General features: G+C 64.6%; 15 protein-coding genes. 13 read left to right on the top strand and 2 right to left on the bottom strand.

The features are described from left to right. Positions 1-41: 41 nt before the first annotated feature. From L338_RS09045 to L338_RS09055, 3 genes are all read left to right on the top strand, one after another. Complete coding sequence (locus L338_RS09045; RefSeq protein ID WP_152485863.1) at positions 42-1022, top strand: hypothetical protein; 981 nt, start codon at positions 42-44, stop codon at positions 1020-1022. 111 nt (positions 1023-1133) lie between these two features. Further along, positions 1134-1556, top strand: coding sequence for a hypothetical protein (locus L338_RS09050; RefSeq protein WP_022698054.1), 423 nt, complete (start codon positions 1134-1136; stop codon positions 1554-1556). Beyond that, positions 1556-1768 (top strand): helix-turn-helix transcriptional regulator, encoded by a 213-nt coding sequence (locus L338_RS09055; protein ID WP_022698055.1) that lies wholly within the window; start codon positions 1556-1558, stop codon positions 1766-1768. The genes L338_RS09050 and L338_RS09055 overlap by 1 nt, the downstream gene beginning before the upstream one ends. Here L338_RS09055 and L338_RS09060 read toward each other — a convergent pair. Then, a complete protein-coding gene (locus tag L338_RS09060; RefSeq protein WP_022698056.1) occupies positions 1765-2610 on the bottom strand; it encodes a hypothetical protein in 846 nt (281 codons plus the stop codon). The genes L338_RS09055 and L338_RS09060 overlap by 4 nt on opposite strands. Before the next feature lie 57 nt (positions 2611-2667). Here L338_RS09060 and L338_RS09065 point away from each other — a divergent pair, with 57 nt between their 5' ends. The 8 genes from L338_RS09065 (at position 2668) to L338_RS09100 (ending at position 9361) form a co-directional block, all read left to right on the top strand. Next, positions 2668-3465, top strand: coding sequence for a hypothetical protein (locus L338_RS09065; protein WP_022698057.1), 798 nt, complete (start codon positions 2668-2670; stop codon positions 3463-3465). Between the two features lie 78 nt (positions 3466-3543). Further along, positions 3544-4533 (top strand): class I SAM-dependent methyltransferase, encoded by a 990-nt coding sequence (locus tag L338_RS09070; RefSeq protein ID WP_022698058.1) that lies wholly within the window; start codon positions 3544-3546, stop codon positions 4531-4533. Between the two features lie 84 nt (positions 4534-4617). Next, positions 4618-5670, top strand: coding sequence for a serine hydrolase domain-containing protein (locus L338_RS09075; protein WP_161624616.1), 1053 nt, complete (start codon positions 4618-4620; stop codon positions 5668-5670). Between the two features lie 62 nt (positions 5671-5732). Then, positions 5733-6527: a hypothetical protein gene (locus L338_RS09080; RefSeq protein WP_022698060.1), complete on the top strand. Its 795-nt coding sequence runs from the start codon at positions 5733-5735 to the stop codon at positions 6525-6527. A 47-nt stretch (positions 6528-6574) separates the two neighbouring features. After that, positions 6575-6955 (top strand): fluoride efflux transporter CrcB, encoded by a 381-nt coding sequence (gene crcB / locus L338_RS09085; protein ID WP_022698061.1) that lies wholly within the window; start codon positions 6575-6577, stop codon positions 6953-6955. Next, the gene (locus L338_RS09090) at positions 6952-7929 is read left to right on the top strand and encodes an RluA family pseudouridine synthase (protein ID WP_022698062.1); all 978 of its coding nucleotides are present in this window, start codon (positions 6952-6954) and stop codon (positions 7927-7929) included. Before crcB ends, L338_RS09090 begins: the two co-directional genes overlap by 4 nt. Before the next feature lie 50 nt (positions 7930-7979). Further along, positions 7980-8663 (top strand): HAD-IA family hydrolase, encoded by a 684-nt coding sequence (locus L338_RS09095; protein ID WP_022698063.1) that lies wholly within the window; start codon positions 7980-7982, stop codon positions 8661-8663. After that, a complete protein-coding gene (locus L338_RS09100) occupies positions 8660-9361 on the top strand; it encodes an ATP12 family chaperone protein (protein WP_022698064.1) in 702 nt (233 codons plus the stop codon). Before L338_RS09095 ends, L338_RS09100 begins: the two co-directional genes overlap by 4 nt. A 4-nt stretch (positions 9362-9365) precedes the next feature. On the opposite strand, the gene L338_RS09105 is transcribed toward L338_RS09100, so the two are convergent. Further along, the gene (locus L338_RS09105; protein ID WP_022698065.1) at positions 9366-9842 is read right to left on the bottom strand and encodes a flavin reductase family protein; all 477 of its coding nucleotides are present in this window, start codon (positions 9840-9842) and stop codon (positions 9366-9368) included. 99 nt (positions 9843-9941) lie between these two features. Here L338_RS09105 and L338_RS09110 point away from each other — a divergent pair, with 99 nt between their 5' ends. Next, a complete protein-coding gene (locus L338_RS09110) occupies positions 9942-10856 on the top strand; it encodes a flagellar motor protein MotB (protein ID WP_022698066.1) in 915 nt (304 codons plus the stop codon). Positions 10857-10954: 98 nt separating this feature from the next. Next, the gene (locus tag L338_RS09115) at positions 10955-12793 is read left to right on the top strand and encodes an SLC13 family permease (protein WP_022698067.1); all 1839 of its coding nucleotides are present in this window, start codon (positions 10955-10957) and stop codon (positions 12791-12793) included. Positions 12794-12818 lie beyond the last annotated feature (25 nt).

Below are 12818 nucleotides of genomic sequence, written 5' to 3' on the forward strand. Positions count from 1 at the left end.
ACCATCCGGATATTTCAAGGGAGGTCCGCGCCATGGGTCCGATGAGCGATATACTCGCACGCGTCCGTCAATCAGGCCGCGTTTCGGCGGAGGACACGCAGGCCGTGCGCCGCATCGTCTATCCCGACATGTATGTCGACAAGGACGAGGTCGAGGCCCTGTTCGCCATCGACGAGACCGCCCATCGCCGCGACCCGCAATGGGTCAGCTTCTTCCTTGAAGCGCTCAGCGATTTCCTGGTCCGCCAGAAAAAGCCGATCGGCTATATCAGCGAGGCCAATGCCCGCTGGCTCATGAAGCACATCGACCGCGACGGCGAGGTGAAGACAGAGACCGAGCTGATGCTGCTCGTAAAGATCCTCGAAGAAGCCGACCACGCGCCGGAACCGCTTTTCCTGTTCGCTATGGACCAGATCCGGATGGCCGTGCTGGAAGGCCGCGGACCGCTGGCGCGCGACAGCCGGCTTGAACCGGGCCGCGTCAACGCCGCCGAAGCCGCCCTCCTCCGCCGTGTCATCTATGCCTATGGCAGCGACGGCGGCGCGGCGATCACCCGCGCCGAGGCGGAAATCCTGTTCGACATCAATGACGCCGTCGCGGACGCCGATAACGATCCGGACTGGACCGACCTATTCGCCAAGGCGCTCGCCAATTTCCTGATGGCCGCGTCGGGTTATTCCGCGCCGTCACGCGAAGTTGCGCTGGCGCGCGACGAGTGGCTGGGCTCCGGCTCCACCGATGTCGCCGGCTTTGTCGGCCGCATGGCGTCTTCGGGGTTCTCCGGCATCCTGAACGCCTATCGCCAGCCTTCCGCGCGTCAGGTCATGGAAAAACACAATGACCGCATGGCCGCCGATATCGCCGCCTCCGAAACGGTGACGCGGATGGAGGCCGAATGGCTGGCCGCCCGCCTGCGCCGCGACGGCGAGCTGAGCGAGTCCGAGAAGGCGCTCTTGCGCTTCATCAAGGAAAACTCGCCGGACATTCACCCCGCCCTCAAACCCCTTATCGACGCCGCCTGACCCGGCCGCTTCGGGACTGAAGCCGAAATTAGCGAAGTTACCTTGACGTTACATCATGTAACGTATACGTATCACACACCATGTAACCCACAGGTAACTCGGAGACCCGATATGGAAAAGATCGAACGTCTGGCGCAGCGGCGCCGCATTCTTCTGATGGTCAGCGCTGGCGCATTCCTCGCCTGGCAGATTCCGCTCATGGACAGTTTCAGCCAGTGGCAGGCCGGCGGCGCAAGCCTGATCAGCCTCGCCGGTTTCCTGATCTGGGCCGCCGCCCTGATCGCCGTGTTCGTGTGGGGCCGCGCAGCGGGCGTCCGGGACCCGGAAGCGCGCGCTGCGCTTGAGGACGAACTGACAGAGGCCAATCGCGCCCGCGCTTTCAGCTTCGCCTACTGGATCATGCTGATCGGCGCCGCGGGCCTGCTGGCCCTGTCGCAATTCCAGCCTGTCACCGCTACGGAAGTTGCGCACATCATCGTGGTTCTGGGCGTCGCCGCCCCGCTATTCCGTTTCGCCTTGCTGGAGCGCGGCTGATGGCGGCGCCCGTGCGATTGCTCAATCGCCTGAAGGAGCACAGAACCGCCGCCGACCTGACCCAGGCCGAACTGGCGGCCAAGGTCCGGGTCAGCCGCAAGACCATAAACACGGTCGAGAATGGCGTCTTCGTCCCCTCGACCGAGCTGGCCCTGAAACTCGGCCGCGCGCTGGGTGTCAGCGTGGAGACCCTGTTCCAGCTGCCGGACTAGACTTTACGCTTGGGCATGATGCGGCCTTCAACGGCGGCCGCCAACGCCGCCCAGATCGGAATGCCCGCGACCAGCCCGGTCTGTCCCGCCAGCGCCAGGGCCCAGGCGGACACAAGAACGACGAGGATCGAATAGGAGAGCCGCGCCCGGTTCAACGGCTCTCCAGTCGCGTCACAGACTGAAACCGGCGCGGGCTGGGTCATCGCAATCAACAGGACCCCCAATGTCAGGGCCACGGCGAGTCCCAGATACTCATAAGGCGCGGCGGCGATGTTCACCGCATCCGCCCCGCCAAACAGCACAAACCCCGCCACGGTCATCACCAGAGAGGCCAGAACGAATAACCAGCGGCGCGGCTGCGGCCGGAACAGGGTCGCGTCCAGCGCGAAAGCCAGCATCGCCGCCACGCCCAGCGCCCAAGCCCCGTCCCGCCACATGGCCAGCGCCAGCAGGATCAGGGTCAGGACGCAATCAGCGCCTGTCGCCGCGGGGCCTACCGTCCGGTTTACAATCCGCGCAAGAAAAAGCGCGACGGCGGCGCTGAGGATCGCCGCCGGTCCCAATAAAAGGCCGAACGGCGCGGCAACCAGCGCCAGGAACGCCGCGCTTTCATGGTCCGGCGCCAGCTCCCGCGCCAGCGCCCAGGACAGAAAAGCGACCAGAAGACCAAGGATCGCGGTCAGCAGCGCCGCGAGCGGTCCGGCGTCGAACCAGACAATGTCCGCGGCCGCCACCGCAATCCCGGCCAGCGGCGCCAGGAACAGGACGGCGCGGTTCGTGGGGTAGTTGGCTTCAAGCGGCCGGGCGATGCTGGAATATTTATGGACCCGATGCGTGGTCATGGCCGCGCCCCTTCCCTAATCTGCCCCGGCCCCTGCGGCGGAGACTCGCAAACCAGCATGCTGATTTCCCTCCACATATCCAAGACCGCCGGGACCGCTTTCCGGATTTTCCTGGAATCCAATCTCGGACGCGCCGCCGCCTTCGCCTATGCGGGAGAGCGCGGCGCCCGGCCGGAGATCCGTCAGGCGATGGAGCTTTTGAAACACGGAGAAGCCGCACAGGCAAAAGAGACAATCCAGCAAGGCGGCATCGAAGCGATCCACGGCCACGTCGCCTATGAATTTCTGCAGGCTTTTCCTGACGCCGCGACAATGACATGGCTGCGCGACCCCGTGCAGCGCGCGGTCAGCGAATGGCTGACCATGAAACGATCCCCCGACCCGGAGAATCCCGAAAGCGTGGCGGTTGCGAACGGCGAAGCGAAATTCGAGGCTTTTCTTGAAAAGCGCCGGGGTTTTTTGAGCCATTGCGTCGGCCTGCTGCAGGACAATGACCGTCCGCTGGCCCTCTTCGCGGCTGAGCGCGCCGCAGAAGCGGCGGAGGTGATGAGGCGCGAACTTGGATGGCGCGGCGCCGCGCCCAACCGCAACCGCACGCCCGCTTCGGCGCAGGATGAAGCCGTGGCGCTCACAAAGACCCACGCGGACTCCGCGCGGGAGATACTTGGCGCGGACATCGCCCTGCACCGCCAGCTCCTGGCCGACTGGGATTCAGGCGCTGCGGCGGAGCGCGCCGCCTTGGCGCTTAGCAACGCCCCGCACAGGCGCGCCGCATCTCCTCTCCGGCGGGCGCGGCGGGCGGCGGGGGTCGCGCGTGAGCGCGCGGGCCGGTTTCTGAGACGGGATTGGGCCTGAACGCGACGGACGGCATTGGTAACGCCGCCGCTTCGGGCTAAACCTTTGAACCAAGACCAATTCATGGGGAGAACCAACATGACACGCTGGATGACCGCCGCCGCCGCCATCGCCTTGCTGACCGCCTGCTCGCAGGAACCGGCCGCTGACGATGCCGCAATGACTGACGCCGCCCCGGCCGATGACGCCGCCGAGACCGGCGCCATGGACGAGCCAATGGACGATGCAGGCGATGACATGTCCGACATGGATGCGGATATGGACGCCGACAGCCAGATGGCGGACTCCGCCCTAAACGCCGAGGCGCAGGAAAAACTGGACAGCGTGCTCTCTGACGCCCGCCGCGACGACGACCGCGCGCGTGACGAATTCCGCCACCCGGGCGAGACGCTGGCTTTCTTCGGCATCGAACCTGACATGACCGTGGCCGAGGCCCTGCCGGGTGGCGGCTGGTATACGCGCGTCCTCCTGCCCTACCTGACGCCCGAGGGCCGTTATATTGCCCTGAATTACCAGACCGGCGTCTGGGAAGGCATGTATGGCGACAACTGGAACGATGACGCCGCGGCGGAAATCGCCGGCTGGACGGAAACCGCGCCAGCCAAGCTGATGGAGAACGGTCCGGACGGCGCCGAGGTCGAGGCCTATGTCATCGGCGAAACGCCGGCCTCTCTGGACGGGCAGGTCGACGCCGTCCTGTTCGTGCGCGCCCTACATCATCTCAACCGCTTCGATGTTGCCTATATGGACGAAGCCGTCGCGGACTCCTTTGAAATGCTGAAGCCGGGCGGCGTTGTCGGGGTGGTTCAGCATCGCGCGAACGCCACGGCCTCCGATGACTACGCCAGCGGCGATAATGGCTATCTGCGCGAAGCCGATGTCATCGCCGCTTTCGAGCGCGGCGGGTTCAAGCTGGACTCTCAATCCGGCATTAACGCCAATCCGGCCGACACCGCTGATTATGAAGACGGCGTCTGGACGCTTCCGCCCTCTGGCGGCGGCGGAGAGGAATACGCCGATATCGGCGAGTCCGACCGTATGACCCTGAAATTCCGCAAGCCTGAATAAAGCCTCTTTTTTACGGGCGTCTTGCCGGACAATACGGGGCGGACGGCGCGAAAGCCGTTCGCCCCGATCCGTTGGAGTTTCAGCGTGAAAATCATTCGAGATTTCCTGCTTTGCCTGACATTTTTATGGCCAGCAGGGGCCGCTTTCAGCCAATCTTCGGGCGATGCCGGGCAAGCTCTGGAGCCCTATGCCGCCGCGTTCTATGGCGTCGTTCGCATTGAACGCGGCGGAAACAGCATTTTCGAACAGGCCTACGGGCGCGCCAATTATCAATTGGATGTCGCGAATGCGCCGGATACGCGCTTTGCGCTGCAGGCGCTGACCCGTCCGCTTGTCGCCGCCGTATTTCACAGCGCGGCCGATCAGGGCGTGATCGATCTGGAAGCCTCGATCTGCGCTTATCTGTCGGCCTGCCCGGAGAGCTGGAACGGCGTGAAGATACGTCACCTGCTCAACCAGACTTCCGGCCTGCCCGACCTCTCGGCGGCGCTGGAAGCAAGCCCGCAGGGCGGGCCGCGCGAGCGTCTGTCCGCCATTCTGCAGGCTGATGAGCCGTCAGCTCCGCTCTATACGCCCGGCTCCCGCTATCGCGATTCCCGGTTCGACTACGCCCTTGCGGCGGCTGTTCTTGAAGCCGCTTATGGAGAGTCCTTTGAAACCATCATGGACGCCCAGCTTTTCAATCGGGCGGGCATGAGCAATGCCGGCATCGCCGCGCCGAACGCCGCCATCGCAAACATGGCGGCCGGCTACGCCATTTCAGACGGCGCGCCCGAGATTGTCTGCGCCGGAGAAACCTATCTGCCCGGCGCGGAAGGCGCCTATGCCACGGCGCGCGATCTGGCGGCCTTTGCAAACGCCTTGTTCGGGGAACGCCTCACCACGGCGAAAATGCTGGACGCCATGGTGACCCCGGATTACGCGCTTTCATCCAGCCACGCCTATGGATTGATGACGGCGGAGCGCGGCGGCCTGCTCAGTCATTTCTATGGCGCGCGCGGCGACGGCTATGCCGCCTGGCTTTCGCGCTATCCCGACCATGATGTGACCATTGTCATCCTGTCCAACCAGAATGGCGCGCCGGTGAACGATATGCGCAAGGCGCTGGAAGCTGCATTGTTCGGGAACGGAGCCTGATCGCCCCCGAATTTCAGGGCCATGACCTTGCAGCGACTCGATTCAGCGGGTTTGCTCAACTCATGCCACTGGGCCGCGCCACGCCAATCGACAGAGTCCGCCAGACGGTGAACGTCATCGCGGCGCTGGCGAATTTCGCGTTGCCGCAAATCCCCCTGATCTTCGGCGTCGGCAAGGAGATCGGGCAAAACCCCGGATCGGACGCCAACGCAGTGCCGCCGGGCTGGGCGTTTTCCATCTGGGGTCTGATTTTCGCCTGGACCATTCTATTTGCGTTCTGGCAGGCGCTGCCCGGCAAGGGCCGGTCCTCCTATCTGCGCAGCGAAGGCTGGGGCACGGCGCTGGCCATGGGGCTGGCCGCGCTCTGGTCAGTTTTGTCGATGTTCGCCCCCTTCTGGACCACCCTGCCCGTCATGGCCGCGCTCTATGTGACGCTGGCCTGGCTGGCGCTGAGCCTGCTAAGCCGGCCGGAGTCCGATACCGAGGCGGTGCGGTGGCTGGCCATCTATCCGTTCCAGCTTTTCTTCGGCTGGATCACTTTGGCGCTGATGGCGAATTTGGCCGCGGTACGGCTGGAATACGGGATCAATCCCATCGGGGGCACGGAAGATACCTATACGCTGATCATCATGGCGTTCGGCGGCGTTCTGGCCTTGATCGGACTGAACCTGACCCGCGGCGCCGCGGCCTATGCCCTGCCCGTGGCGTGGGGCGTCGGCGCGCTGTTGCTGCAACACGCATGGGCTGACTGGAATCCGGCCCCGGCGGCGGGCAGCGCAACGCTGTTCCTGTTTCTGCTGGCCGCGGAGCGTTGGGTCGCCCTGCGCACCCGTCCGCGGCCCCGGTTCTCGCGATAAGCCTTGTCGGCTTGCCTTGGCGGGCGCGCTTGCTTACCGCTTCGCCCATGAAATCGCTTCTACTGGTCGCCACGGGCGGCGCCGCGGGCGCGGCGGCCCGTCACCTTCTGTCACAGGCTTCCATGCGCTGGCTGGGGCCGGCGTGGCCATACGGCACGATGGCGGCGAATATTCTGGGCTCGCTTCTGATGGGGGCGCTGGCCGGATGGCTGGCCTACAAGGTCGATGGCGGGCGCGATCTGCGCCTGTTTCTTGGCGTCGGCCTGCTGGGCGGCTTCACGACATTTTCCGCGTTTTCGCTGGAGACCGCGCTGATGATTGAACGCAAGCAATTCGCCAACGCCGGCTTCTATGCGGCGGGCTCCGTCATCCTTTGCCTGATGGCGTTGTTTGCAGGGCTGTATCTGGCGCGAAAGGCGTTCGCATGAGCGAGGTGAAGCACCTGCCTGTGGATCCGTCCGAGGACGGCGTGCGTCTGGACCGCTGGTTCAAGCGGCGCTTCCCGCACATCAAGCACGGCCAGCTGGAGAAGATGCTGCGCAAGGGCGAGATTCGCGTCGATAGCGGCCGTGTCAAATCAAACACGCGGCTGGAGGCGGGGCAGGAAGTGCGCGTGCCGCCCCTGCCGGCGCCGGAGGAAACGCCGGACCAGCCGGGCGTTCCGGCCAGGGATGCGAAGCTGATCCGCTCGCTCATCCTCTATGAGGACGAGACGATGATCGCCCTCAACAAGCCGTCCGGGCTGGCGGTCCAGGGCGGCTCCAAGACCACGCGCCATATCGACGGCATGTTGCCCGCGCTGGAGCGAAACGGCGAAACGCCGCGCCTTGTGCACCGGCTGGACCGCGACACGAGCGGCGTCCTGATCGTCGCCAAAACGACGCAGGAAGCCGCGAGGCTGGCCAAGCTGTTCAAGGGGCGCGACCTGCAAAAGATTTACTGGGCGATTGCGCTGGGCGCGCCCCGGCCGCGCGAGGGCGTGATCAAGGGCCATGTCAGGAAGGCCGCGGGCATGGGCGACAATCCCGACCGCGAGCAGATGGTGTTCGCCGAACATGGCGATGAAGGCGCGCGCTATTCCCTGACCGATTACGCCGTCGTCGCGGAAGCCGGACGGCGGGCCAGCTGGGTGGCGCTGAAACCCATGACGGGGCGCACGCATCAGCTTCGCGTTCACATGGCCGCGGCCGGTCACGCCATACTGGGCGACGGAAAATATGTTTGCGACATCCCGACCCCCGAAGGGCTCGACAAGCGCCTGCACCTGCATGCGCGCAGCCTGACCCTTCCGACAGCGCGCGGCGGGACAATCGAGATCACGGCCCCCCTGCCCGATCACATGGCGAACACGTTCAACACTTTCGGATTCGATCCGGCCGCCTATATGGACCCGTTCGCCTAGGGCCTGACACACTGGTCCTTTCAAACGATTCGGACGCGCCGGAGGGGGCCATGCCGGGATTGAAACTCGCCATTTTCGATATGGACGGAACGCTGATCGACTCCCGTCAGTCGATCGCCCACGCCATGAGCCAGGCGTTTCAGGGCGAAGGCCTGACCACGCCGCACCATGACGACGCGCGCAAGGTTGTCGGCCTGTCGCTGGACGAGGCGCTGCGCCGTCTTGCGCCGCCCGATATCGGGCAGGAGCGCGCCGCCGCCCTGTCCCGCCGTTACAAGGCGGCGTTCGTGGCGCACCGCAACAGTCCGGATTTCCACGAGCCGATGTATGACGGAGCCCTGGAAACGCTGACGCGGCTGAAGGATGAAGGCTGGCTGATGGCGATCGCCACGGGAAAATCCAGGCGCGGCGTGCGCGCGGCGGTTCAGGCGCACAATCTGTCCCGGTTCTTCGATACGATCGTCTGCGCCGATGACGGGCCGGGAAAACCGCACCCGTTCATGGTGCGCGAATGCATGGCCGGCGTCGGGCTGGAGCCCGCCGGAACCCTGATGATTGGCGATTCAGAGCACGATATCGGCATGGGCCGGGCCGCCGGCGTTCATTGTATCGGCGTCAGCTGGGGCTTTCAGACCCGGGATGAACTGGAAGCGGCGGGCGCGCACGCGGTGTTCGACAAATTTCCCGATCTGGATGTTCACCTGGAAGGTTTTCCGCACGGGCTGGCGGCATGAGCAAAGGGTTCAAACGCTTCTATAAACACGCCGAGGCCTCCGACGCCGAGGGCGGGTATAACGTGCTGCTCGACGGCAAGCCGATGATGACGCCCGACGGCGCGAAACTGACCCTGCCCACGCGCGCCGCGGCGGCGCAGATCGCCGATGAGTGGAATGCGCAGGGCGAGCAGATCAAGGCCAATGACCTGCCCCTGACCCGCCTGGCCAATCTGGCGCAGGACCGGATGGGCGCAGCGCGGGAAGCCACCGCGGACTGGCTGACCCAGTACGCCCAGACGGACGTGCTGTGCCATCGCGCGGAGCATCCGCAAAACCTGACGCAGAGGCAGGCGGAGCAATGGGACGCCGCGCTTGAATGGGCAAATCAGGAACTCGGCGTAAGCCTTTCAACTGTTTGCGGCATTCAGACAGCCAATCATCCGCCGGAGTCTCTTGAACGGGTTCGCGATCTGGCCCTCGAGCTGGATGATTTGCGGCTTACCGGCCTGGCCCACGCAGCCGGGATGATGACCTCCGCCGTGCTGGCCTTCGCCCTGATCCGCAACCGTTATTCGGCGGAGGAAGCCTATGCGCTGGCGACGCTGGAAGAAAAATTCCAGCAGGAGCAATGGGGCGTGGATGAAGCCGCGGCCAAGCGGGACGCGGAAATCCTGAGCGAGCTGAAAACACTGCAGGACTTCATGAATTCGCTTTGACCCCCTAGTGACTCTCCGCCCGGCCGTAATTTGAGCGGTAATAGGTCAGGGCCGGTTTGTCCCTGTGATCATAATCCACGACCTGTCCGATAATGATCACGTGGTCCCCTGCCTCGACCCGCTTGTAAGTCTTACAGGCCAGCCGCGTGACCGCGCCAAGGATCCAGGGCGCGCCGTTCTTCGCCGGCTCCCACGGGGCCGCGGAATCCAGGCTGGTGGTTTCAGCCATTGTTTTCGCCAGCACTTCCTGTTCGTGCGCCAGCACGTTCACGGCAAAATTATCCGCCTTGCCGAAAAGCTCGAACCGCTTGCTGTCCCGGCCCAGCGACCAGGAAACAAGCGGCGGGTCGAGCGAGATCGAGCTGAAGGAATTGACGGTGATCCCCGCCCCGCCGCCATCTTCGCCCGCCGCGGTTACGACCGTAACGCCCGTGGTGTAGCGCGCCAGCGCGTCGCGATAGTCGCGATCCGTGAAGTCCATTCAGCGATCCTCAAAACCGTAAAAAAGAGCGGCAACGCGCTCTTAACCTCGTTGGCGGCATATAGACCGCTGAAAACAAGGGCAAGCGCGGCGATTCACATGGCGGGCGATCAGGCAATCATAATCAAGAAGGTCAAGAAAGGCGGCGGCCATGGTCATCATGGCGGCGCCTGGAAGGTCGCCTATGCGGACTTCGTGACGGCCATGATGGCGTTCTTCCTGCTGATGTGGCTGATCAATACCACGACGCCTGAGCAGAAGCGCGGCATCGCCGACTATTTCGCCCCCGCCAGCGTCAGCCCCTCTCAATCAGGTTCCGGCGGCGTGCTGGGCGGCACGTCCATCGGCGAAGACGGCGCAAAAGGCAGCGGCGCGTCTTCCGTGATCGAACAACTGGCGCCCAAAGCTCGCCAGCGCACCAATGAGGAACAGCGTCAGGCCGGGGTGGGCGACAATCAGGGCGCGGACGCGCCGGAAGTTTCCCAGAGCGCCGAAGACCGCGCCCGCGCCATTCGTGAAGCCGCCGCGTTCGAAAGCGCCGAAATGTCGCTGCGTCAGGCGATGCAGGACATGCCCGAACTGGCCGAGCTTTCCAAACACCTGATCATCGACGAGACCCCGGAAGGCCTTCGCATTCAGATCGTGGACCAGGAGGGCCGCCCGATGTTCGAGCCGGGCTCCGCCGAGCCGCATGAGCGCGCACGCACCCTTCTGCGCGCCGTCGGCGAAATCGCCGCGCGCCTGCCCAACCGGGTCAGCGTATCCGGTCACACGGACTCCAGCGTTTCCCCCAACCCGGCCTATACGAACTGGGAACTCTCATCCGACCGGGCCAATGCGTCCCGCCGGATGCTGCAATCGGCCGGCCTTCCCGGCGACCGGGTTTATCAGGTCACAGGCAAGGCGGGTTCGGAGCCGCTTTTCCCCGACGATCCCTATCAGGCGGGCAATCGGCGCATCTCCATCACCTTGCTGCGGGAGGCGCCGGTCCTTCCCCCCGGCTACCAGCCCTAGGCGCCGCCGCGCTGTATTTGAGGGCAAGAAGCGCTTGCCGGACGCCGGGCATTTGCTAGCGTCGGCATGGCGATGGGAAATGAGGGGCTTGTAATTTGATGGATCTGGCCGCTGGCGGCGGCGCCCTGATGTGGGCTGTTATGGCCTCCATCGGCGTGATCGTCGTCCTGTACGCGACCGAACGCTTCTCGATCGAGCTTATCTCGGCCGGGGTGATCGCTTTCTTCCTGCTGCTGTTCCAGATCTTCCCGGCGCCGGTTCCGGAGGGTCAGAGCTTCGGCCCGGCGGAATTGCTGTCAGGCTTTGCGAACCCGGCGCTTATCACCATCATGGCGCTTCTGGTCATCGGCCAGGGCATGTTCCAGACCGGCGCGATGGACGGCCCCACGCGGCGCCTGACGGCCAGTTATGAGCGGCATCCGCGCCTGACCCTGCTGACCGTCTTCGGCTTCATGTTCGTGGTGTCGGCCTTCATCAACAACACCCCCGTCGTGGTGATGTTCATCCCGATCATGGCCGCGATTGCCCAGCGCATGGGCGGCACGCCGTCCGGGCTGATGATGCCGCTGAGCTTCGTGGCGATTTTCGCCGGCGCGACCACGCTGATCGGTTCGTCCACCAACCTGCTGGTTTCCGACGTTCTGCGTCAGACGCGGGGCTTCGGGCTGGAATTCTTCCAGCCGACATTGCCCGGTCTGGTGCTGGCGGGCGCGGGCATCATTTATCTTCTGGTGGCGGGCCGTTTCCTGATGCCCCGCCGCGTGACCATGGAGGGTGAATTGAAAGGCGCCACGGGGCGCCAGTTCATCGCCCAGATCGAGGTCACGCCCGGTCATCCGCTGGTCGGCAAGAAGCCGGTCATGGGCATGTTCCAGGATCTGCCGAACATGACCGTGCGCATGATCCAGCGCCGCGAACACGCCATCCTGCCGCCCTTTGACGACGCCGAGCTTCAGGAAGGCGATCTGGTGATCGTCGCGACCACGCGGAAGAATTTGACGGAATTGCTGTCTTCGCGCGCCGAGTTCCTGCGCGGCATGATGCAGCTTGGCGACTTCAAGATCGAGGAAGGCCGCGACGAAACCCTGATGATGTCGGAGGCGGTTATCGCCCCCGCCTCCCGCTTCATCGGGCGCACGATCGAACAGGTCGGCTTCCGCTACCAGACCGGCTGTATCGTGCTGGGCGTGCAGCGCCGCAGCCGCATGATCCGCACACGCATGGGCGAAATCCGGCTGGAAGCCGGCGACACGCTGCTGATCTTCGGCCCCGAGTCCGCAATCAAGTCCCTGCGCAACAACAAGGACGTGCTGATCCTGGAATGGGCGACACAGGACGTGCCCGATATTCGCCGCGCCGCGCTGGCGCGGCTGACATTCGGCGGCATCATTGTCGCCTCGGCGCTGGGGCTCGTGCCCATTGTCGTGGCGTCTGTCGTGGGGGCGACGATCATGGTGGCCGGCGGCTGTCTGAACGGCCGTCAGGCCATACGGTCGCTCGACATGCGGGTCTTCATGCTGATCGGGGCCGCGTTCGCCATGGGCGGCTCGCTGCAGGCGACAGGCGGGGCGGGATATCTGGCCAATGTCGTGGTCGACATTTTTGCGCCTTATGGATCGGCGGTGCTGATTTCCGCCCTGTTCCTGCTGGTCGCCATCCTGACCAATATTCTTTCCAACAGCGCCACGGCGATCCTGTTCGCCCCCATTGCGATACAAGCCGCGCAACTGGTCGATGCGCCGCCGGAGGCGTTTGTCCTGACCGTGCTGTTCGGCGCCAATTGCTGTTTCGCCACGCCCATCGCTTATCAGACCAATCTCCTGGTCATGGGGCCGGGCCATTATCGCTTCATGGATTTCCTGCGGGTCGGCGGGCCGCTGGTGCTGGTTTTCTGGATTGTCTACAGCCTGTTTGCGCCGTGGTATTTCGGGCTGTAGCCGTATCTCCTAGACTTGGCGCGGA

The sequence above is a fragment of the Euryhalocaulis caribicus genome, assembly GCF_000412185.1.
Lineage (GTDB): Bacteria > Pseudomonadota > Alphaproteobacteria > Caulobacterales > Maricaulaceae > Euryhalocaulis > Euryhalocaulis caribicus.

Bases quoted from the DNA above. Each gene is read 5' to 3' on its own strand.
- L338_RS09050 (WP_022698054.1), top strand. From the start codon at position 1,134: ATGGAAAAGATCGAACGTCTGGCGCAGCGGCGCCGCATTCTTCTGATG.
- L338_RS09110 (WP_022698066.1), top strand. From the start codon at position 9,942: ATGGCGGGCGATCAGGCAATCATAATCAAGAAGGTCAAGAAAGGCGGC.
- L338_RS09080 (WP_022698060.1), top strand. From the start codon at position 5,733: ATGCCACTGGGCCGCGCCACGCCAATCGACAGAGTCCGCCAGACGGTG.
- L338_RS09090 (WP_022698062.1), top strand. From the start codon at position 6,952: ATGAGCGAGGTGAAGCACCTGCCTGTGGATCCGTCCGAGGACGGCGTG.
- L338_RS09115 (WP_022698067.1), top strand. From the start codon at position 10,955: ATGGATCTGGCCGCTGGCGGCGGCGCCCTGATGTGGGCTGTTATGGCC.
- L338_RS09055 (WP_022698055.1), top strand. From the start codon at position 1,556: ATGGCGGCGCCCGTGCGATTGCTCAATCGCCTGAAGGAGCACAGAACC.
- L338_RS09065 (WP_022698057.1), top strand. From the start codon at position 2,668: ATGCTGATTTCCCTCCACATATCCAAGACCGCCGGGACCGCTTTCCGG.
- L338_RS09100 (WP_022698064.1), top strand. From the start codon at position 8,660: ATGAGCAAAGGGTTCAAACGCTTCTATAAACACGCCGAGGCCTCCGAC.
- L338_RS09105 (WP_022698065.1), bottom strand. From the start codon at position 9,842: ATGGACTTCACGGATCGCGACTATCGCGACGCGCTGGCGCGCTACACC.
- L338_RS09095 (WP_022698063.1), top strand. From the start codon at position 7,980: ATGCCGGGATTGAAACTCGCCATTTTCGATATGGACGGAACGCTGATC.
- L338_RS09045 (WP_152485863.1), top strand. From the start codon at position 42: ATGAGCGATATACTCGCACGCGTCCGTCAATCAGGCCGCGTTTCGGCG.
- L338_RS09060 (WP_022698056.1), bottom strand. From the start codon at position 2,610: ATGACCACGCATCGGGTCCATAAATATTCCAGCATCGCCCGGCCGCTT.
- crcB (WP_022698061.1), top strand. From the start codon at position 6,575: ATGAAATCGCTTCTACTGGTCGCCACGGGCGGCGCCGCGGGCGCGGCG.
- L338_RS09070 (WP_022698058.1), top strand. From the start codon at position 3,544: ATGACACGCTGGATGACCGCCGCCGCCGCCATCGCCTTGCTGACCGCC.